General features: G+C 51.7%; 19 protein-coding genes. 16 read left to right on the top strand and 3 right to left on the bottom strand.

Annotated elements, in window-relative coordinates:
- The first annotated feature begins 20 nt into the window (after positions 1–20).
- The 7 genes from HPY52_02400 to HPY52_02370 all read left to right on the top strand — a co-directional run bounded on the left by HPY52_02400 (position 21) and on the right by HPY52_02370 (position 6,241).
- On the top strand, positions 21–185 hold the full coding sequence (locus HPY52_02400; GenBank protein NPV79117.1) for a hypothetical protein: 165 nt from the start codon (positions 21–23) through the stop codon (positions 183–185).
- Positions 182–1,219, top strand: a complete 1,038-nt coding sequence (locus HPY52_02395; protein ID NPV79116.1) for an AI-2E family transporter — start codon at positions 182–184, stop codon at positions 1,217–1,219. Before HPY52_02400 ends, HPY52_02395 begins: the two co-directional genes overlap by 4 nt.
- Before the next feature lie 110 nt (positions 1,220–1,329).
- A complete protein-coding gene (gene alaS / locus HPY52_02390; protein NPV79115.1) occupies positions 1,330–3,996 on the top strand; it encodes an alanine--tRNA ligase in 2,667 nt (888 codons plus the stop codon).
- 29 nt (positions 3,997–4,025) lie between these two features.
- Complete coding sequence (locus HPY52_02385) at positions 4,026–4,295, top strand: IreB family regulatory phosphoprotein (protein NPV79114.1); 270 nt, start codon at positions 4,026–4,028, stop codon at positions 4,293–4,295.
- A gap of 29 nt (positions 4,296–4,324) precedes the next feature.
- Positions 4,325–5,302 carry an aldo/keto reductase gene (locus HPY52_02380; GenBank protein NPV79113.1) on the top strand — a complete coding sequence of 326 codons (978 nt, stop codon included), beginning with the start codon at positions 4,325–4,327 and terminating at the stop codon, positions 5,300–5,302.
- Positions 5,303–5,336: 34 nt separating this feature from the next.
- Complete coding sequence (gene ruvX, locus HPY52_02375) at positions 5,337–5,804, top strand: Holliday junction resolvase RuvX (GenBank protein NPV79112.1); 468 nt, start codon at positions 5,337–5,339, stop codon at positions 5,802–5,804.
- Between the two features lie 65 nt (positions 5,805–5,869).
- Positions 5,870–6,241 (top strand): DUF1292 domain-containing protein, encoded by a 372-nt coding sequence (locus HPY52_02370; GenBank protein ID NPV79111.1) that lies wholly within the window; start codon positions 5,870–5,872, stop codon positions 6,239–6,241.
- 181 nt (positions 6,242–6,422) lie between these two features.
- Here HPY52_02370 and HPY52_02365 read toward each other — a convergent pair whose 3' ends face one another.
- From HPY52_02365 to HPY52_02355, 3 genes are read right to left on the bottom strand one after another with little or no spacing between them, the layout of a single operon-like run.
- Positions 6,423–8,072, bottom strand: a complete 1,650-nt coding sequence (locus tag HPY52_02365) for a methionine synthase (GenBank protein ID NPV79110.1) — start codon at positions 8,070–8,072, stop codon at positions 6,423–6,425.
- A gap of 4 nt (positions 8,073–8,076) precedes the next feature.
- A complete protein-coding gene (locus HPY52_02360) occupies positions 8,077–9,171 on the bottom strand; it encodes an NAD(P)-binding domain-containing protein (GenBank protein ID NPV79109.1) in 1,095 nt (364 codons plus the stop codon).
- A 41-nt stretch (positions 9,172–9,212) separates the two neighbouring features.
- Entirely contained in the window at positions 9,213–10,214 is a 1,002-nt protein-coding gene (locus tag HPY52_02355) for an ATP-grasp domain-containing protein (protein ID NPV79108.1), read from the bottom strand.
- Between the two features lie 685 nt (positions 10,215–10,899).
- Between HPY52_02355 and mltG the strand changes: the two genes are divergently transcribed.
- The 9 genes from mltG (at position 10,900) to rsmB (ending at position 20,924) form a co-directional block, all read left to right on the top strand.
- Positions 10,900–11,973, top strand: a complete 1,074-nt coding sequence (gene mltG / locus HPY52_02350) for an endolytic transglycosylase MltG (protein NPV79107.1) — start codon at positions 10,900–10,902, stop codon at positions 11,971–11,973.
- A gap of 13 nt (positions 11,974–11,986) precedes the next feature.
- Complete coding sequence (locus HPY52_02345; protein NPV79106.1) at positions 11,987–13,654, top strand: penicillin-binding protein 2; 1,668 nt, start codon at positions 11,987–11,989, stop codon at positions 13,652–13,654.
- A 48-nt stretch (positions 13,655–13,702) separates the two neighbouring features.
- Complete coding sequence (sigK, locus tag HPY52_02340; GenBank protein NPV79105.1) at positions 13,703–14,410, top strand: RNA polymerase sporulation sigma factor SigK; 708 nt, start codon at positions 13,703–13,705, stop codon at positions 14,408–14,410.
- Between the two features lie 84 nt (positions 14,411–14,494).
- Positions 14,495–15,103: a YqeG family HAD IIIA-type phosphatase gene (locus tag HPY52_02335; GenBank protein NPV79104.1), complete on the top strand. Its 609-nt coding sequence runs from the start codon at positions 14,495–14,497 to the stop codon at positions 15,101–15,103.
- A gap of 54 nt (positions 15,104–15,157) precedes the next feature.
- Positions 15,158–17,242, top strand: a complete 2,085-nt coding sequence (gene priA / locus HPY52_02330; protein NPV79103.1) for a primosomal protein N' — start codon at positions 15,158–15,160, stop codon at positions 17,240–17,242.
- Between the two features lie 78 nt (positions 17,243–17,320).
- Positions 17,321–17,776 (top strand): peptide deformylase, encoded by a 456-nt coding sequence (gene def, locus HPY52_02325; protein ID NPV79102.1) that lies wholly within the window; start codon positions 17,321–17,323, stop codon positions 17,774–17,776.
- 50 nt (positions 17,777–17,826) lie between these two features.
- A complete protein-coding gene (locus HPY52_02320; GenBank protein NPV79101.1) occupies positions 17,827–18,786 on the top strand; it encodes a methionyl-tRNA formyltransferase in 960 nt (319 codons plus the stop codon).
- Positions 18,787–18,811: 25 nt separating this feature from the next.
- The gene (locus HPY52_02315; protein NPV79100.1) at positions 18,812–19,504 is read left to right on the top strand and encodes a zinc metallopeptidase; all 693 of its coding nucleotides are present in this window, start codon (positions 18,812–18,814) and stop codon (positions 19,502–19,504) included.
- The gene (rsmB, locus tag HPY52_02310) at positions 19,497–20,924 is read left to right on the top strand and encodes a 16S rRNA (cytosine(967)-C(5))-methyltransferase RsmB (protein NPV79099.1); all 1,428 of its coding nucleotides are present in this window, start codon (positions 19,497–19,499) and stop codon (positions 20,922–20,924) included. Before HPY52_02315 ends, rsmB begins: the two co-directional genes overlap by 8 nt.
- Positions 20,925–20,965 lie beyond the last annotated feature (41 nt).

Genomic DNA, 20,965 nt, shown 5'->3' with positions numbered 1-20,965 from the left:
TCAGACGGAGGAGTTCTATGATGACCGACAGTGTCGCAAGAATGGGGTCGAGGACAAGGAGGACCGCAGGTAAGGTGGTGAGATCTATCAATCGGGCGAATGAAAGAGCTATGGAAGGCGCCTCTGGCCTCGGAATGCGCGTTCTCGGGTTAGGTCGCAGACTCGGCCTGGGAAGGCTTGAGTGAGACGCATCTGGAGATATTTGGTCTTTATCTTGCTGGGGGCCGCGCTTGCGGCCTTTTTATATCGCATAAGGGCAGTGCTGGCGCCTTTTTTCCTGGCCGCAGCGTTCGCTTACATGATCGATCCCGTCGTCACCTTTTTAGAAAGGCGGGGCGCTCCCAGGGCCATTGGGACCGCAATAGTATATATCGCAATAATCATCTCGATGTCGCTGGCGTGCATATATTTCTTTCCGCGTTTTCTGAGCCAGCTGGAGCAGATGGTCATCATCCTGCCATCTCATGCGGCAAGGTTGCAGCTAGGCCTTGCGGCTTTATATGACCGGTTTGATAGATTTTATATTCCTATGGCGCTCCGTGCGGCCATAAATGATGCGATCAACCGCGGTGAACTATATATCCGGGACCTGGCCAAGGAACTGGTAGAGACCCTTATGGGGATTCTGTCTCATTTTCTAGGGATCATAATCGTACCAGTGCTGGCCTTTTATTTGACTAAGGACATAAACAGGATCCGGGGGAGGATCGCGGGTTTCCTCCTGGCGAAGGGCAGGGGAGATATAATCGCGCTTGTGGGGCAGATAGACGGCATTCTGAGCAGCTATGTGAGAGGTCAGTTGCTTGTTGGGGCCATCGTGGGAATTCTCACAACCATCGCCCTGGCCCTCATGGATGTGGATTTCGCTCTAATTGTTGGTATACTGGCAGGCATCTTGAATGTCATACCATATTTTGGCCCGATCTTAGGGGCGATCCCTGCCGTATGCGCGTCTCTTTTGAAATCGCCGTGGACCGGCCTATGGGCAGGAATTGTTTTTATCTTGATCCAGCAACTCGAGAGTTCGCTCATTGCCCCTAAGATCCTCGGCGACCGTGTGGGTCTTCATCCGCTCGTCGTAGTATTTTCCCTCTTGGTTGGGGCTGAACTCCTAGGTTTCACCGGATTGCTCATAGCAGTCCCGGTGACCGCCGTGTTGAATGTCCTTGCGGGTTTTATCTGGGAAAGGGCGATTGGGAACAAGATTGACAACAAATAGCGTATTTAGGTATGATAGTCCTAGCTCAACAGGCGGTGTCCAGTGATCGAAAGGAGGCATGCTGCGGCTTTTCCATGAGTCTACGCAGGGCAGATGCCGCGGCAAGGAATATGTCCGGGATCTTGAAAAGACCTAATAATCTATCCAGCCAGGAATTAAGAAAGAGATTTCTCGATTTCTTTCGTGGCAAGGGACATCTTATTCTGCCCAGTGCCTCTTTGATTCCAAGAGGAGACAAGACCCTGCTCCTGACTGGGGCAGGTATGGTCCCATTTAAACCATACTTCCTCGGGACGGAAGTTCCTCCTTCCACGAGGATCAGCACGTGCCAGAGGTGTCTTCGCACGGCTGACATCGATAATGTGGGCAAGACTGCGCGTCATTGCACATTCTTTGAGATGCTTGGCAATTTCTCCTTTGGGGATTATTTTAAAGATCAGGCTATTCCGTGGGCATGGGAATTCGTAACGCAAGGCCTCGGCTTCGATCCTGGAGATCTGTGGGTGACCATCTATCTGGATGATGATGAGGCATTTGAAATATGGAACAAAGTCGTTGGCGTTCCGGCCCATAAGATTGTTCGCCTCGGCAAGGACACCAACTTCTGGGAGATTGGCGTAGGGCCGTGTGGGCCGTGTTCTGAGATCTTCGTAGATCGCGGGCCAGAACATGGATGTGGCAAGTCTGACTGCGGCGTGGAATGTGATTGCGATCGGTTCATGGAGATCTGGAATTTGGTCTTCATTCAATTCAGGAAGGATGAAGAGGGGAATTATCATCTGCTGGAGAAGAAGAGCATCGACACCGGGATGGGCCTCGAGAGAGTCTCTGCCATTCTCCAGGGGGTAGAAACGGTATTTGAAACGGACCTCTTCGAGCCTGTCATCGCCAGCATAGCAAAAGTCTCTGGCAAGAAGTATGGGGAAAAGGAAATATGGGATAGATCCTTCCGAGTTATCACTGACCATATGAGAGGGGTCACCTTTCTTGTGAGCGACGGCGTGGTTCCCTCGAATGAAGGCAGGGGATACGTCCTGCGTCGGCTGCTGAGGCGAGCGGTGAGGCATGGAAGGCTCATTGGCATAGATAAACCATTCCTCGCGATGGTGGCGGAAGCGGTCATGGATACTATGGGTAGTGCCTATCCAGAACTCACCGAACGCCATGATCATATTCTACGAGTTATAGAGGCGGAAGAATCTCGTTTTATGGAAACCCTTGAGCAGGGCACTTCATTGCTCAACGGATTGCTTCAGGGGCTTAAGGCAAACGGGGAAGACAGCCTTCCCGGAGCTGATGCATTTAGGCTTTATGATACCTATGGTTTCCCTTACGAACTCACCGAGGAAATATGTCACGAGGCCGGGCTGTCTGTCGATCACAAGGGATTTTTGCGGCTTATGAATGAGCAAAGGGAAAGGGCGCGTGCCGCAAGGCAGACCGCAGGCTATCTTGGTGATATGACATCGAGTGCGGAAAAATTGGCTGGGGTCGAGACCCAATTCATTGGATATGATGTTCTCACGACAGAATCGGAGATACTTAAAATATTCGGTAAGGACGAAGATACAGAGGTCCTGAATGAAGGTGAGGTAGGGCAGGCGCTGCTCGATCGAACCCCATTTTATGCTGAGTCTGGCGGCCAAGTGGCGGATGAAGGTGTCATTGAAGGGCCGAATGGCGTCGCAATGGTAAAGGGTGTCCATCGCATTGGCGGAGCGATTCTGCATGAGGTCGCGGTGGAAAAAGGATCTCTTTCGACCGGTGATTTGGTGACTGCGCATGTTGACCGGGAAAGGAGATTATCGACCGCCCGCAATCACACCTCTACTCATCTTTTGCACTCTGCGCTCAGAAAAGTCCTGGGTGAGCATGTGTTTCAATCGGGTTCTTTGGTGGCTCCCGATCGCCTCCGTTTTGATTTTTCAAGCTCTGATACCCCAGATAAAGGTCAGCTGTCGGCCATAGAGGATGCCGTGAATGAGATGATCATGAGCGATCTCCCGGTGGAGACCTTCGAGACATCATTAGAAGACGCCAGGAAAATGGGGGCAATGGCACTATTTGGCGAGAAATATGGCGATAGAGTGCGGGTAGTCAGGATTTCCGATGTGAGTCTGGAATTATGTGGTGGAACCCACCTCATGCGCACCGGTCAGATTGGGATCTTCAAGATTCTTGGCGCCACCAGCATCGCCGCCGGGGTGAAAAGGATCGACGCGGTGACCGGGCCATATGCTCTTGCCTACGTCAGGGATCTCGAAGCCGCGCTGGAGGGAGCGGCTTCTCAGATGAAATCCACATATAGTGAGTTGCCTTCACGCGTTGCGCTTCTCCTTGAACACCAGAAGGAATTAGAAAAAGAGATCGCGTCCTTGAGGTCGCATTTCCTGAAAGAAAAGGCGGACAGGCTGGTTCAAGATGCTGAGAACATTAATGGTGTCAGGGTGCTCGTAGGCCGGGTCGAAGGACTCAAGGCTGATGAATTGAGGACCCTGGGTGATTTGATCAGAGATAGGCTCGGATCTGGCGTGCTTGTTATTGGTTCAAGGGTGGATGGACATGCTGGTTTCATTGCGATGGCCAGCAAAGATCTCACTAGTAAGGGGGTCAATGCCGGGGAGATCGTAAGGACGGCTGCGCGCGCGGCAGGTGGCGGGGGCGGCGGCAAACCTGAGATTGCCGAGGCAGGCGCTCGAAATGTCGAACTCTTGGATGCAGCCCTGGATGCCGCCAGGATTGCTATACAAAAGCAATTGGGCAGCTTCTTGCAATAAGGAATTGTCAGCAGGAGGTGTATGGTCCGGTGAAAGATATTCATGAGGAAACCCAGACATTTAAGGTGGTTTCCGAGGAGGCAGCTTCCATTCGGGCGGCGCTTCAGCAGGTATATCTTGCCCTTCGAGAAAAGGGCTATAACCCTGTGAATCAACTGGTCGGTTACCTCCTCTCCGGGGACCCTACCTATATAACCAGTCACAGAAATGCCAGGAACCTGATTCGCAAGATCGACAGGGATGAAATCCTCGAGGAACTGGTGCGTTCCTATCTTGCGCCCTTTACCAGAGAGGAATGAGGGTTGGTTAATTGAATAGAAATCAATGCTTGGTAAGAAGGAAGCTGGGTTCAACTGAAATCGAGGTGTCGAAGCTCTGTTTTGGGACGTTGACCATTGGGCCGCTTCAATGTAATTTATCAGTTGATGCCGCAGCTCAGCTATTTCTGGACGCCATCGAAGCGGGCGTCAATTTTTTTGATACTGCAGAGCTTTACAGGACATACCCCCATTTACATAAGATGCTTATCGAGGCGCGTCGTGAGGATGTGGTGATTGCATCCAAATCCTACGCCTACACCTATGACGGAATGAGAAAAAGCGTTGAGCGAGCCCTCCGGGAATTGGGCACCAGCTATATTGACATATTTATGTTGCATGAGCAGGAGTCCAGGTTGACCCTTAAAGGCCATGAAGATGCTCTTCGCTATCTTGTAGATGCCAAGTCTCAGGGGCTCATAAGGGCGGTCGGGGTGTCGACTCATGCAGTTGAGGTAGTCAAACAGGCGGCTTTGATGCCGGAGATCGATGTTATTCATCCTCTCTTGAATATGATGGGCCTGGGGATCATAGATGGAACAAGGTCTCAGATGGAACTTGCAGTAAAGGATGCGCATAAGGCAGGCAAGGGGATCTATCTGATGAAGGCCCTCGGGGGAGGCAACCTCCTGCCAAAATTCCATCAGGCCATATCCTATGTGAGCCGACTGGAATACGTAGATTCAATCGCCATTGGTATGCAGTCATCGTCTGAGCTCATGGAAAACCTGAAGCTGCTGGGTGGAGATATAGCTTTGGACGTTGAAGATGAAGAGGTCGAGGTTGAACGAGCGGTGGTCTATCCCCGATCCATTGGTAAGACTATTCATATAGAAGATTGGTGCCAGGGTTGCGGCAGGTGCGTGGAAAGGTGCCGTTATCATGCCTTGAGGCTGGAGGGCGGCAAGCCTGTAGTTGACAGATCGCGCTGCATCTTGTGCGGGTATTGCGCCTCAGCGTGCCCGGGATTGCACATAAGGGTCTATTGAGATCCCTTTCCGGGCATTTGATGGGGGTGATATCATGCGAACTATCGGCCTCGATATTGGTCGTAAGATAATAGGGGTTGCAATTAGCGACCCGACCGGGATGGTTGCTCAGGGTTATGGTCGTATCCTTCGTAAATCCAAGCGGCAGGCTATAGAAGAGCTCAAAGCGATCATACATGAAACCCAGGCGCAGCGGGTTGTGGTAGGGTTACCCAAGAATATGGATGGCACCCTGGGAGAAGCGGCCAGGGACGTTCTCAAATTTTGTGAGGAAGTGAAGAAGGAAATCTCTGCTTCAGTCGAGACCTGGGATGAAAGGCTTTCTACGGTGGCAGCTGAACGGGCTATGCTGGAAGCGGACGTAAGCCGGCAGAAACGTAAGCGGAAGCTGGACCAGATGGCCGCGACGCTGATATTACAAAGCTACCTGGATTATGTGCATTGCGCGGACTATCTAGCTAAAGGCGAGACTGGGCATGTCGACCAGGGTGAGATCGTATGAAATCTGGCTGTTGCGGGCAAGATAGCTACTGCTCGATGCAGGTAATCGGGGAAGGGGGTATTGGGATGCCGGATCAAAATCTGACAGATGAGGATGTCATAACACTCGTTTATGATGATGGGCAGGAAGAGACCTTTACAGTGCTTGATACCATCGAGCTGGACGGCAAGACCTATGCTGTGCTCTTGCCTGATGTTTCCGACTCTCAAGTGGCTAATGACGATGAGGATTATCTGGAGGAAAGGATCTTCAGAGTCGAGCATGAAAACGGAGAGGAAATCCTCGTTGATGTAGACGATGACGAATACGAGCGCGTGGTAGACGCTCTAGATGAGGCATGGGCTGAGGAAATGGAAGCCATGGACGAGGATGATGACGCCGATTCTACTGAAGATGAGGAAGACGAGGAGGAAGACGAGGAAGATGATGAGGGCTAGAGATAGATTAATCACCTTGGGTTGACCCCACTATAGGATTGAAGATCATAGCATGAAATTCTTAGGGAGCGGTATCGCTGTCTACCCGCTCCCTGAGAACCATTGCCGTATTTGGCGATTCTACTACGAGGTTCAGCCAATCAGCAAACTGGGAACTTCATATATGGCGAGATTATGGCGCCTATAGCCCAAGGGCACGAATTCTCTGGCCTTCAGTGACGGGTTCTCCGGTATGCGGGTCGCAAGACCAACATGCCCCGTCAATGATCCTGGTTGTGATCTTCCCGCAGGCTGCGGGATTGCCCACCAGATGTGGAGCGTCAAGTATGCCAAGCTTCACCGCCGAAGCAAGAGTCTCTGGATCAGACCATGGATCAGGAGAACCCTTGCCAATTGTATAGATAGCATCCAGAATCACACCGGCCTCCTTTAGCAGAAACTCCTTCCTTTCCATTATGATGGGGTCATTTTGGATATCTATCGAGCCATCCAGGATATTGTGGATGGTGCCTGCGGCTATCTGGACGCTTTCTATGACCTCTTTAGGTCTTGCTACATCATATGCTTCCGAGAAGCCTACCACGTGAACAATGTGCGGTCTCAGGAGCATGCCCAAAAAGGTGCTGGCTGCCAGCTGTCCCTTTGCAAAATCTTTCTCTGGCGACATGCTGGCCAGTCCCCCACGTACCTGCCGGTATGAGATGAAATCATTGTCATGGAGGGCCTCTATAAGCTCTATCTTAGCCAACATCTTCGCAAGATCCATCCTGGCGTATGTTGCAGGTGGTGTATTGAGCATGTACTGAGCCACATAGTGCTTTACTCCCATCTTCTTGGCGTTGTAAGCGGCGAGAAATGCAGTTGCCACCGCCACGGCGTCGGGAGCGTTCCTGAGGCTCCAGTGATGGGCTTCGTTCACTTCGACCGGTATGCCCCTGTCTGCATGCCATTTCATCACTTGCTGATTCTCGGATATGGCATCTTTGAGCGGGCGTGTGCTCCTGCCATCGAGGACGTTATACCAGAAAAGGGGCACCGCGCACCAGGCGTTGTGTATGGTTTCCTTGAGGACAGCAGCCATTTTGATGATGTCGCGGGTTCCGCTATAGCATCTGACCAGCGGGTGATTCCCACATCTGGAGGCTTCATATATCCTGATGAAATCTTCTCTTGTTCGAACTGGGACCCCGCCTGCTCCGTTTTGCGCAGGGTCCATGTCTTCTGGATGGAAGAAGTGTTCTTGGGCATTCTGGTCAGGACCTAAGGAGAGCACATCCAAGACGCCTGCCATCGCTATCTCCCGGGCTCCCTTTACTGTCTCTTCCACCGTGGGAAGGCCGAAATGATGCCTTAGCAGAGGGAAGGGCTTCTTTCCTTCGATCCTTTCTATGAGGTTTTTCGCATGAGCTTTATTGGCCTCCGGCTGAGCCTGCTCCTGCAGGAGAATCACCCGCACCTCATCAGGAGATTCTCCTCCGGTGAAGATATGAGAGAAGATCCCGGATTTCTTGGCAATCTCGCCTGTTGCAGGGGTGCCGCCAAAAAGAAGCCTAGTCCCCTCAATCCTAGCTTTCGAGATACCTTCCTTGAATTCAGAAAGCAGGTTGCCAAGAGCAGATGGATCTAAACGATAGCTTATGGCAATGATGTCAGGCTTGAGTCTTCCTGCCTCTTCCAGCAAGGATGAGACAGGAACCGCAGGCCCCATGAATGTCGTCTCGAAACCATGACTTCTTGCGATATCGAGGAAAGCCATGACTCCCGCCACATGGACGCAATCTCCAATACAAGCCGCAAGAATGACGCCGTTCTCCGGTCCTTTCCCCTTCATATCTTCACTTCCTTCCATGAAAGACCCATTCTTGAATCTCGCCAGCTGACATACCCGCAATGCCAAGTTTTTCTACGGTGCGCCCTTCTCGCCAGTAATCTATTCCATGCACCAGGCAACCTATCTGCACCAGCGCCGAGATGGTCGGGGTGGGCACATTGAGCTGCGCTCCGATGGATGCTATGGGCACCAGGCTTGCGGGTATATCCTCAAAGAGATATCGATTTCTGATCGTGGGAGGAGCCTTGATATTGGCATAACCTTCATTGTTGTGCATCGCCTCATATAGGCTCTCGCCAGTCGCCGCATAGGCCATCTCAAGCCATTCCAGCGCACTTATGGCTTTTATACCGAGGGCTGCAGCCACAGACACTCGTTCATGGTCGACCGCTTCGAGGACTTTTGCTACTGATGAGGTTACCCCTTCAAAGTAGAAATCGAATTCTCCCGCCCGGGCTTCGATCCATCCGGTATTCAGCAATGTTATAGTTGGGTGAAATACCGCCCCCATATTGTCCAGACTTGTATTTAGGACGCTTCGGGCGGGAACAAACTGAGGATAGGCCTCCCTGACTTTTTCAAGCAATCTTTGAGTATCTGCGGCAGGGAGCGCCGCCACAGGCACTGTATTCTTGATCCTGAAGATGCGCGACTGGGCAGGGCCCATGTTCCGGCTGGCATAGATGAATGTTTGAGCTTCACCTACGACTGGCATTGACTTGCATCCTGCCTCCCGCAGCACCTTTACGAATTCCATGGCCCCGCCAGTTCGCCCGGGGTTCAGCAGGACAACCTGACTCTCGTTAAGATAAGGGGCAAAGGTCTTGGCGATCCAGGAATGTCCCGAGGCCGGCACGACCACCATGACTACGTCAGCCCCATCTACTGCTTCTTCCGGGTTAGATGTCACTACCTGTGGCGCGCCAAAACCCGTCACCTCCCCGGTCAATTCTATTCCTCCGCGCATCTTAATGGGCTCTATCCGGTGCCAGCTGCGGTTGAAAAGCTTGACCTCAAACCCCATGAGAGCCAGGTGACACGCCATGGCCTGGCCCCCGTGACCAGCACCAAGGACCGCAAATCGATTTGGCCTTTCCATTTTTTCACCCCTGTTCTAGGGCCTATGGCCCATCTATTGATTCAACCATTCTCCTGGTCCTGAGATTTTCCATCAAGAGCATACTGAAGAATTCTCTCAATCAATACGCCATAACTCATCCCCGCCGCCTTTGCTATTCTAGGAAATTCGCTGAATCCAGGCTCAAGTCCAGGCAGGCTGTTTACCTCAAGAACACATGGCACACCTTTCTCATCTAGACGAATGTCCACGCGTGCATATCCACGACAGCCTAACGCTCTATACGTCTTCAGAGATATAGATTTTATTGCATCTTCCAGAGCCCTTTCGATTTTCGCCGGGCATACGGGTGTTATGGCATCCCTCCTTTTCACATCACGCGTATATAGATGTCCGGTAGGATCTCCCGTCCCTTCATCAAAGACTATCTCTTCCGGCGGCAAAGCGACAGGATCTTCGTTGCCCATCACTGCGACAGTGAATTCGCGTCCCGGGAGGAAATGCTCCACTAGGATTGGCCCTGGATATGTATTAAGCATGGAAGAGATGAGGGTTTTCAGCGCGGATGTGTCTTCTATCACGGATTCAGGTCCTATTCCGGCGGATGAACCTTCACTCGAAGGCTTTACTATGACGGGAAAGTCAAGAACTGTATCCTGGGAGATATCTGTTGTGTCATAGATCCGGAAAGCCGCGGTTGGTATACCATGGAATTTCATGACCATCTTTGTGATATGTTTGTGAAGGCATAGAATCTGAGTGGTAAGGCCTGACCCAGTAAACGGCATTCCAAGGGATTCTAAGAACGCGACATAGTTTGCCTGTTCTCGCTTGGTTCGTGAACCGGTCGCCAAGTTGAAGACTACATCATAGTTACCTGAAGCGAGGGAATGGAACCCTTCGATGGTCGATGGCAGAGGTTCAGGGTAATGTCCCATTTGCCGCAGGGCTTGTTCCACCGCAGTAACTGTATTTTGTGTCTGGTCATGCCATGTGGCATCGCGGGACGAGAGGGCGCTCGCCCTAGCCCTAGGGCTGTAAAGTATGGCTACCCGTAGTTTCATCGTCTTTCAGGCCTCCATCAGGCGGCCTCGCCATGACGCAGGTGACGGTTTCGGCAGGATCCTGCGGAAAAGGGAAATTCCTATGAGGGGAAACCAGAGATGCACCTTAAGGTGTAAAATGTCTCATTTAGGGCGCTCGAATAGTCAAAAAGGAGGAAGAAAAGCCATCCTCGCTCTTCAACGCTTACGAGGTGAGCTGACGGGTTCGGGTCGAAAAGCTAACCCTACCCGGACCCCCCGGTCCAGGATTCACCCCTGAGCCCGTAAAGGAACATGAATGGTTTTCGGGCTCCGAAATGGTTCCCCCGATCTCCCTTCGTTTCGAGGAAGATTCAGCGTCTAAGGTGGCCGCGAATAATGATTATTTAGCTTTACCTACATGATAGCAAAGATAAAAGCCCCATGTCAAATCTAGCGTTCCAAAGTTCCAAAGGGAATGGGACCAAGGCTCCTGCGCTGCCAATAGGTTCAGCTTCTGGGTCATAGAGAAGCTATGCACCTGCAGCCTCGACTCCATTTTCAGAAAGGGCAGGTGACATGATATAATATGGTGGGGGGTGGGCCTGAATTGCTTTCCCAGTTACCTTCAACACTACATCCTTCGCCGCAGCCACAGATACATCCTTTGATAGGCCGCTTCCCGCTGAGCAAAGAGAGAAGACCGCGGCTCCTTCTATTTATTGTCATGTTTTCTGGCTTTATTCTCGTATTTGGGACGCTATCCATACTTCTATGTCTTACGCCTGTCTGTGAGGCTCCAACAGCACATGAAGAGATAGTGCCAATCCATCGGGGAGAAACCGCCAGGGTTGTCGCGGACCGCCTCTATAAGGCAGGTCTCATAAAAAGTAGGCGAATCTTCATGGCTTATCTTAAATTCAAAGGAGTGGACCGGCGCCTTCAGGCGGGCTATTATAAAGTATCCGAGAGAATGAGCATCCCGGAAATCACAGCCATGATAGACCAGGGCCGGGTTATCAGGGCAAGCCTCACCGTCCCCGAGGGATTCACGGCAAAAGAAATAGCCGGAGCGCTGGCGAAGAAAAACCTGGTCGATGAGACCCACTTTCTGGACCTGGTTTCATCTCTGACTCTCTCTGATCTCTTTGGGCCAAGGATTCCCTTCACAGATGAATTGGATGAAGCCACTATCAGCGCCATCCCGGTACATACCCCGGGGCTGGAAGGCTATCTTTTCCCTGACACTTATGAAATCCCTTTGGGCACAAGCGAAAGGGAGATAATCAGGCTCATGGTGATGGAGTTCTTCAGGAGAGTGGTCCCCGTGCTCAAAGATACCGGCATCATGCCTCCCTTTTCCCTTAGGGATGTGATCATAATCGCGTCTCTGGTGGAGAGAGAGGCCAGACTTGATTCAGAGAGGCCCCTTGTGGCATCTGTATTCTATAATCGTCTCAAGCTCGGCATGCCTCTCGGATCCTGTGCCTCCATCCAGTATCTCCTGCCCCATCCAAAGGCTAGGTTGACCTTGGATGACCTCAAGGTTCCCTCACCTTATAACACCTACCTGCACCCAGGCCTCCCTCCAGGGCCTATAGCAAACCCAGGCCTTTCCTCCATATGCGCCGCGCTTCGTCCCGCAAAAACACAGTATCTCTATTTTGTCTCAGATAACCAAGGAGGGCACATCTTCTCAGAAGATTATTCAGATCACATTAAAGCCACAAAAAAGGTCCAAACTAAGGTGCAAGCGACAAAGGTTGGAGGAATAGATCCCCGCTCCAAGGAAATCCGTTGAGGTGAGTTATTGAGTGCTTCAAGAAGGAAGGCTGCGGCGCCTATGCTTTTGCCTGTTTTTGTGCTTCATTGTGCTCTTGGGGAGGCTTTTCTGGATACAGGTCTTTACAGGCCACGACCTTATGGTAAGTGGAATCAAGCAGCGGACCTTGTCAATAAACTTATCTCCAGCCAGGGGTGAGATTCTTGATCGCAAGGGCAGGAAGCTTACCTCCGTTTATGCTGAAGACCGTCTCGTGGTATTTCCCGCCCTTTCTCATGATGATCAGCGGCTCTCTTCGCTTCTCAGCAAGATCACCCGGGAATCTCAAGATAATCTAAAGAGAAGACTTGAAGATGGGGCCCCATTTCTCCTTTTCCCTCGTAACTTACAACCACTTGCAGGAGCATCATCATGGTTGAGAGAAAATGGCGTGATCCGCCATAGATTGAGGCTGCGATATTCGCCAGGGGATATGGCCGCCCATCTCATAGGATATGTGAGCCCAAAGGACGGGCATGGGATCATGGGGATTGAATCAGCGTTTGATGATTATCTCGCCTCGGATTCGGCTTACAAATTGCTAGCCTATGTGGATGCTAGAAATATGCTCATCCCTGGCCTCGGATATCGTATTGTGGCTCCCTCCGGCCAGGGAGGATGGAATCTTGTCCTTACAATCTCCTGTGATATCCAGGAAATCGTGGAGCATGTGGCTGACGAAAGACTCCCTCGAGGAGCCATAGTTGTGATGGACCCGCATACAGGAGAAATTCTCGCCATGACCACTCGTCCGACCTTTGACCCAAATAACCCATCTGCAGCCTTTGGGAAACCTGGAGCCCCTTTTGTCAATCGTGCTGTCTTGCCATATCCGCCCGGATCCATCATGAAAGTCCTGGTTGCGGCCGCTGCGCTACAAGAGGGCATCGTGACTTGTGATGAAGAGTTTACAGACAAGGGTTATGTTGATGTTGGCGGTGTACGTTTCAAATGCTACAAAGCAGATGAAGGAGGGCACGGGCGCATCTCCTTTACAGACGCGATGGCCGAATCCTGCAACTCTGTTTTCATTGACGTAGGGCAGAGACTTGGCAGGAGGAAACTCATTGAGTATATGGAGGCCTGCGGCTTGGGCGGGATCACGGGGCTTGGTATACCCGAGGAGCGCCCAGGGAGCATTCCGGATCTATGGCATATGTCCCTCCAGGACCTGGCTAATGCATCAATAGGCCAGGGCCAGGTGACTGCCACTCCTCTTCAGGTAGCCACGCTCATGTCTGCTATAGCGAATGGCGGCGAGGTTGTAAGGCCCAAGGTGGTCCTGGAGGTCAGGGGGAATGATGGCTTACTTTTAAAAAGTTTCCCAACTGTGCAAAAAAAGAAGGTCTTTAGACCCGAAGTGACCGCGCTGGTAAGACAGATGCTGCGGCAGACGGTGCTTTCAGGAACTGGGAGGGAAGCTGAGACGATATGTCCCTCCGGCGCTGCCGGCAAGACTGGCACGAGCGAAACCGGAAAGGTAATTGATGGAAAGCCTGTGACTCACGCCTGGTTCGCTGGTTATGTGCCTGCTGATGAGCCAGCGATGGTGATTGTGGTTCTTTCTGAAGAAGGTGGCAGCGGAGGAGGCGTTGCAGCTCCTATTTTCAGAGAAATAGCAAATAAGGTCATATCGCTGGTGGACACGCACACTTTCTGATATCCGATTCATATGATTTTTAGTGAATCTCATTTCGGAGGTGGGCGTATGCTGCCAGCGGCCATCGCGTTAGGGGTTTCCCTCATCAGAGGCCTTTTTCTCCTGGTCTCATATGTAACATCAGGCAACATTTTCCCAGATCCGCTCACCGAGGAGGAAGAAGCGCGCCTTCTCGAACTCAAAGAAAAAGGTGATGAAGAAGCTAGGAATACTCTGGTGGAGCGCAATCTCAGACTCGTCGCTCACATCGTGAAAAAGTTCGACGGCAAAGCCGAAGAGATAGATGATCTGATCTCCATTGGAACCATAGGGCTCGTAAAGGCCATAGATACTTTCAACAAGAAGAAGAAGACCCGTCTTGCAACTTATGCAGCCCGCTGCATAGAGAACGAAATCCTTATGCATATGCGATCCGTTCGGAAGAATCGCGGTGAATTGTTCCTCTATGATACCATCGGCGCCGATAAAGAAGGGAATGAGATAACCTTGATGGATGTCTTGAGTTCCGAGGGAGATGACATCTCAGAGAGTGTCGAGGTATTAGTGGAAGAACAGAAACTGCAGGATAGGGTGGGACGTCTGAGTTTGCGTGAGCGTAAGGTGATCGAAATGAGATACGGACTTCTTGATGGAATCAGCCGTACACAACGTGAAGTCTCGAAGAAACTGGGCATTTCCCGTTCTTATGTTTCTCGAATCGAAAAACGAGCTATTGGCAAGCTACAAAAATATATGATGGCAGATGAATGCCATTAGCTTTCATCGCTCATGAGATACCTCCCGTTTCTGGGATATTTTCCCTGACTGGTAAAACCAATGGAATTTATGATATAATCAGGAATGAAGGAGCGGATAGCGGTTATTTCAATGATCAGTGATGTGAATGAGAACGGGGCGCGGCGGGATAAAGAGGGGCTCGCGAGGTTCCTTTGCCCAGACCTGTGGCAAAGGAATCTCGCGGATATCGATGTGGACGAGCTCAGGGCTATGGGTATCAGGTCCATCATTCTTGATATCGATAATACTTTGGCATTTTGGGGCAAGTCCGATATCGAGGATGCTGTCTCGGGCTGGATTCACCGGGCCAAGGCCGCGGGGCTCAAACTATGCATCGTCTCAAACAATGTATCGTCCAGGATAAAGGCTATTTCCGATATGACCGGGATTCCTGCGGCGCTAGGGGGGCTCAAACCCTTTCCATCGGCATTCAAGAAGGCCCTCACAGTCCTTGGGACAGACCCGCAAAATACGGCAGTGGTCGGTGATCAGCTTTTTACTGATATCCTCGGGGGCAACCTATGCGGCATGTTTACGATCCTGGTCGCGCCGCTATCTCGCAATGAATTCATCACGACAAGGATCGTGCGTCGTCTCGAGCGCGTTGCCCTCAAATGGCTCCTGGCCAGGGGGATCATCTCCCCTGAAGACCTGAAAATGAGGCAGATATAGAATTGGCGAGACTTGCCCTGATTTTACGGGGCAGAGAGCGTAGGGATTTTGACTATGTCTTTTTCTGCAGCAGACTCAAAATATGCCCGTGTCGTCGTAGATGTTCCGACTCAGGCTCTAGACAGGGCCTTCGACTATATTGTCCCGCCATCCTTGAAAGATGATGTGACGATTGGAAGTTATGTGGTGGTGCCGCTTGGCAGCAGGAAAGTGGGGGGCTATGTCATAGAGCTGGGCAACGCCCCGGCCATCGCCGAACCCACAAAACTCAGGGAGATTATCTCGGTCTCAGGTTCAAGCCCGCTTCTCACCCCTGATATGATCGATCTGGCCCTTTGGGTGAAGGACAGGTATGCCTGCCGGGCCGTTGATGTGCTGCGAGCTATGCTTCCTCCGTCAACGCGCGCCTTGAAGATTTCTCAACGTCCTGCGAAAAGAAGGGTCCCGCCAGCAGCGCAGGCTTCCGATGCTAAAGCTTTTGGCGAGGCGGGTATGAAAAGCCCTTTTGCGCTCACTCCAGCTCAGGAAAAGGCTCTCTCATTCATTGAGGAAGCTCTCCTTCGGAAGGACCCAAAACCTATTCTATTGCATGGAGTTACAGCCAGCGGGAAGACGGAGGTATACCTCAGGGCAATCCAAACCTGCATCGCGCGGGGAAATTCCGCAATTGTCCTGGTTCCCGAGATCAGCATCACTCCCCAAATGGTAGATCGCTTTCGCGAAAGATTCGGAGACCTGGTGGCTGTTCTCCACAGCAGGCTTTCTGGCGGTGAGCGGGCGAAGGAATGGGAAAGACTTGCGCGGGGCGAGGCTATGGTGGCCATCGGAGCCAGGTCATGTGTATTTGCGCCATGCCGCAAGCTGGGGTTGATAGTCGTTGATGAGGAGCATGAAAGTTCTTACAAGCAAGAGGAAGCTCCGAGGTACCACGCCCGTGAGGTTGCCATCAAAAGAGCGTCCATTCAGGGCGCAGTGGTCCTCCTGGGAAGCGCGACACCATCCATAGAGACAAGCTATCACACGATTTCAGGGGACTATAGGCTTGTATCCCTCCCGGACAGGATCGACTCAAGACCGCTTCCTCATGTGGAGATCGTAGATATGAAGGAAGAACACGCATCTGGCAATAGAGGAGTTTTCAGCCGCAGATTGAGCGCTGCCATTCGTGAGCATCTGGAGCGCGGTGAATCCATAATGCTTTTCCTGAATCGAAGGGGCTATTCTACCTTTGTGTTGTGTCGCGAATGTGGACACGCCTTGAGATGCCCTGATTGTGACGTTTCCTTGACTATGCACTCTGATGAAGGAGTCATGAGGTGCCACTGGTGCGGTCATGAAGAAGCTATTCCCAATATATGCCCTAATTGTAAGGGGCATCGCATAGGCCAGTATGGAATAGGCACAGAGCGAGTGGAAAAGGAAGTCCTCAGAGCTTTTCCAGACGCCAAGGTGCTGAGGATGGATCTTGATACCACAAGGCGTAAAGGGAGTCATGAGGCCATACTTTCCGCTTTTTCCAGGGGGGAATACAACGTCTTGGTAGGCACCCAGATGATCGCAAAAGGACTCGATTTCCCAAGCGTCACCCTGGTTGGAGTCATATCTGCCGATATATCTCTCAACCTCCCTGATTTTCGATCATCGGAACGTACATTTCAGCTCCTGGTGCAGGTGGCTGGAAGAAGCGGGAGAGGTAATACCCCTGGGAAGGTTGTGATTCAGACTTACTGTCCTTCGCATTATGCTGTCCTTTATGCAGGACGATATGACTATGAGGGCTTCTATGCAAAGGAACTCGCGCTGCGGCAGGAACTGGGGTACCCGCCGTTCTCTCATTTGATCTCTGTGATGACGACCTCAGAAGATGAGGGCAAGGTAGTACAGGCGGTGGGACAGCTTTCTTCTAGGTTTCGCCAGATAGCGTCACAACAGGGAAATCCTTTTCTCCAAGTGCTGGGTCCATCGCCATTGCCGGTGAAACGGGTAAAACGCGTATATCGATGGCATATCATCCTAAAGGTTTCCAATGTCATTAAAGGATCCGAAATTGCATATCGGATTGCGTCAGAGACCGCGAAGGCATACGCCCGTCAAGGCGTAAAGGTCGCTGTAGATGTAGATCCGCAGAGCATGATATGATATATTTATATGATAATGGCAGTAAATTGGATTGAGCAAAGGCAATGACTATTTATCCTGGTATTGGAGGCAAGCGATTTGGTTTTAGAAATCAGGAAAGAAGGGGATCCTATTCTGCGAATGGCGGCGGCGCCCGTCACCAGGATCACCCAGGATGTCAAGAAGCTGGCCCAAGACATGCTTGATACAATGTATGCCGCTAATGGGGTAGGGCTCGCGGCTCCGCAGGTGGGGATCCCGCTCAGGCTCATTGTCGTTGATGTGGGTGACGGCCCCATTACCCTTATAAATCCCGTCATTTCTGAGGCTTCCGGCGAGGTGTGCGATAGAGAGGGGTGCCTTAGCATTCCAGGCATTACTGGTCTGGTGACAAGGGCTGAGTTAGTGACGGCTGAAGGGCAAGATATAAATGGCACTGTTCGAAGCGTTAGGGCGCAGGGACTGTTCTCACGGGCTCTGCAGCATGAGATAGATCATCTGGATGGGATACTGTTTATTGACAAGGCGAAGGATCTTATCAGGGAAGATGGGTAGGGGCGAATTCGAGACTGAGTTCGTCAGCATATCAGATGGGAGCGCAGTAGATGCGTCTAGTTTTCATGGGGACACCCGAATTCGCGGTGCCTTCTCTTGAGTTGCTTATACAGCGGCATAATGTGGCTTCGGTTGTTACACAGCCAGACCGACCCAGCGGGCGGGGCCAAAGAGTGGGTTCCAGTCCAGTAAAACGTCTGGCGCAGGGTCACGGCATTTCTGTGCTCCAACCACGGAATGTCAAGGACCCGAGGTTCATCAAGGAGATCTCTGGTCTCAACCCTGAGGCCATCGTGGTAGTTGCCTTCGGTCAGAAGATACCCGGGGATCTCTTGAGATTGCCTAAATTCGGGTGTATCAATGTGCATGCTTCTCTTCTCCCGAAATATCGCGGAGCTGCCCCGATTCAATGGGCCATCTTGAACGGTGAACCAAAGACGGGCGTCACTACGATGCTTATGGATGAGGGATGGGATACAGGAGATATACTTCTACAGCGAGAGGTGCCCATCCGTGATGATATGACTGCGGGGGAACTCCACGATATTCTGGCGTGTGAGGGAGCCTGCCTCCTTCTGGAGACTATCGAAAAACTCGAGAGAGGAACTCTCAGGCCTATGCCTCAAGCTGATGAAAAGGCTACCATGGCTCCAAAGCTAACAAAAGAAATGGCAAAGATAGACTGGAGTCTCCCTGCCTCAAGGATTCATAATCTAGTAAGGGCTATGGCGCCAAGCCCAGGCGCGTTTGCGTTTCTTGATGGGGAGAGGATCAAGATATTGAAGGTCCAGGTATTATCAGAGGAGGATGAGCCCCGGATCTCGGATGGCTTTGGATGCGCCCAGGCGCCAGGACAGGTGGTGGAGGTTGATCGCAATCGGGGGATCACCGTTTCAACAGGAAAAGGACTTTTGAGGCTGCTCGAGGTCCAGCCCGAAGGGGGCCGCCGGATGGAGGTCCAGGCGTTTATACTGGGCCACAGGATTTCGCAAACAATGCGTTTTGGGTGATCAAGTCTGTTGGGGGGGAAAAGATATGTTTTATTGGGATCCAACCTATATCCTAATTCTTCCGGCCCTGGCATTTGCTATGTATGCCCAGGCTAGGGTGCAGGGAACATTCGCGAGATATTCAAGAGTGGGAGCTAGGCGCGGCATAACAGGAGCTGAGGTGGCCAGGAGGATTCTTGATAGCTATGGTTTGACAGGCATCCGGATAGAGCAGATTCCTCAGCATCTGGCAGATCATTATGACCCAAGGGGCAAGGTTCTCAGGCTTTCACCGCAGGTTTACGGCTCGACATCTCTCGCAGCCCTTGGGGTAGCGGCTCATGAATCCGGACATGCTGTGCAGGACGCAAGGGGATATGTGCCGCTTGCCATCAGGTCAAGCCTGGTGCCAGTGGCCAACCTTGGATCATCCCTTGCGTTTCCTCTCTTTTTCATTGGATTCATCTTCGCTCAGTCAGGGTTGGCCTGGCTCATGACACTTGGGATTTGGATCTTTGTGGGTGTAGTGGCATTCTCTATCGTAACATTGCCCGTGGAATATAACGCCAGCCAGCGTGCCCTTGCGGCCCTAGACTCAGGCGGCTATTTGACGCATGATGAAATTGGCCATGCACGTGAAGTCCTGAATGCCGCAGCCCTCACATATGTAGCCGCGGTGGCCGTGGCTATAACGCAGTTGCTTCGACTTCTCATACTAAGGGGCAGCAGGCGTGACTGACAAATCACCGGGAGAGCATGACCGCCATGGACATGGACGTGGCCATGAGAAATCCGAGGCGGCCCCCGCAAGGATCGCTGCGCTGAAAGTGCTTGACGCCGTAGAGGCCCGCGACGCTTTTGCGGGCCTCACCCTTGATGAAACCCTTGATCACATGGATCTTCAGGGACCTGATCGGGCCCTTGCCACTGAATTGGTCTATGGCGTTCTGCGGTGGCAGGGCAGATTGGACTGGATACTTCAGCAGTTTTGCCATCGTCCCCTTGCTGAGATTGACCATTCCGTCCTCAATATCTTGCGGATCGGCCTCTATCAGATCCTTTTCTCTGATAAAACGCCTCTTCATGCTGCAGTACATCAGGCTGTGGAGCTTTCAAAGCGAATCCGTGGAAGGAGCGGGAATCCGGCTGGATTTGTCAATGCTGTTTTGCGTTCAGTCGTCCGTGGGCTTGATGGAGTGAAGCTCCCCGACCCTGAAGGCGATCCGGTCCGCTATCTATCAGTGCGTTTTTCGCATCCTGAGTGGCTTGTAAGGAGATGGATCAGCCAATTCGGCCTTGATGAGACTATGAAGCTGGTTGAAGCTAATAATCTGCCATCTCCCCTTTCTATTCGAACCAATACTTTGAAAATCAGCAGGGATGAGCTTATGGCCGCCCTGGGAGAGGAGGGCATCTCCTGCACTCCCAGCAGAATTGTCTCTGAAGGGATCATAATTGCTTCGTTACCGACGCCGGTAACAAAACTCAAATCTTTTCAGAAAGGTTTCTTTGTGGTTCAAGACGAAGGGTCGATGCTCATATCACATATTGTCTCCCCATCGCATGATGACATTGTGATCGATGCAGCAAGCGCACCGGGCACGAAGACCACGCACATGGCTGCCCTTATGGGAAATAGAGGCAGGATCATTGCCGCTGATGTAAACAAGCGCCGGTTGGCACTTGTGGCGCAAAATGTCAAAAGACTTGGGATCACTAATGTAAGAACCGTGGCGTCAGACGCAAGGGATTTGCCAAACTACTATCCTGGCATGGCCTCGAAGGTTTTGCTGGATGCGCCCTGTTCAGGGACGGGTGTCTTCAGGCGTAGGCCGGATTCCAGGTGGAGGAAGAGGCCGGAACAGATCAAAGAGCTAGCCGCTCTTCAGCTCGAAATCCTGTCTAGAGTTAGCGAATGCGTCAGAATCGGCGGAATTCTAGTTTACTCCACATGTAGTCTGGAAAGGGAAGAGAATGAGGATGTAATAGAGAGGTTTTTGAAACGGCACCCCAGATTTTGCCTTACAGACCTGAGAGATATCATTCCAAGAGAATTTGTCTCATCATTTCCCCTGCAGAATCCCGTATTCCTCCGTTTATTTCCCCATATTCATGGTACCGACGGCTTTTTTTGCGCGAGGCTTCTGAGGCAGTTCTAACCCTGCCTGCCAAAGTTTTGGCGGAATAAACATCCATAGCA

The organism is Bacillota bacterium (assembly GCA_013178415.1).
Taxonomy (GTDB): domain Bacteria; phylum Bacillota; class SHA-98; order Ch115; family Ch115; genus Ch115.
The sequence above is the reverse complement of the archived record's forward strand: the minus strand, read 5'-3'. Positions and strand labels throughout refer to the sequence as shown.

Coding starts and splice junctions, on each gene's coding strand:
- HPY52_02400 (NPV79117.1), top strand. CDS start 21: ATGACCGACAGTGTCGCAAGAATGGGGTCGAGGACAAGGAGGACCGCA.
- ruvX (NPV79112.1), top strand. CDS start 5,337: ATGCGAACTATCGGCCTCGATATTGGTCGTAAGATAATAGGGGTTGCA.
- HPY52_02355 (NPV79108.1), bottom strand. CDS start 10,214: ATGAAACTACGGGTAGCCATACTTTACAGCCCTAGGGCTAGGGCGAGC.
- HPY52_02335 (NPV79104.1), top strand. CDS start 14,495: ATGAAGGAGCGGATAGCGGTTATTTCAATGATCAGTGATGTGAATGAG.
- HPY52_02370 (NPV79111.1), top strand. CDS start 5,870: ATGCCGGATCAAAATCTGACAGATGAGGATGTCATAACACTCGTTTAT.
- mltG (NPV79107.1), top strand. CDS start 10,900: ATGTTTTCTGGCTTTATTCTCGTATTTGGGACGCTATCCATACTTCTA.
- HPY52_02320 (NPV79101.1), top strand. CDS start 17,827: ATGCGTCTAGTTTTCATGGGGACACCCGAATTCGCGGTGCCTTCTCTT.
- HPY52_02360 (NPV79109.1), bottom strand. CDS start 9,171: ATGGAAAGGCCAAATCGATTTGCGGTCCTTGGTGCTGGTCACGGGGGC.
- alaS (NPV79115.1), top strand. CDS start 1,330: ATGTCCGGGATCTTGAAAAGACCTAATAATCTATCCAGCCAGGAATTA.
- sigK (NPV79105.1), top strand. CDS start 13,703: ATGCTGCCAGCGGCCATCGCGTTAGGGGTTTCCCTCATCAGAGGCCTT.
- priA (NPV79103.1), top strand. CDS start 15,158: ATGTCTTTTTCTGCAGCAGACTCAAAATATGCCCGTGTCGTCGTAGAT.
- HPY52_02365 (NPV79110.1), bottom strand. CDS start 8,072: ATGAAGGGGAAAGGACCGGAGAACGGCGTCATTCTTGCGGCTTGTATT.
- HPY52_02315 (NPV79100.1), top strand. CDS start 18,812: ATGTTTTATTGGGATCCAACCTATATCCTAATTCTTCCGGCCCTGGCA.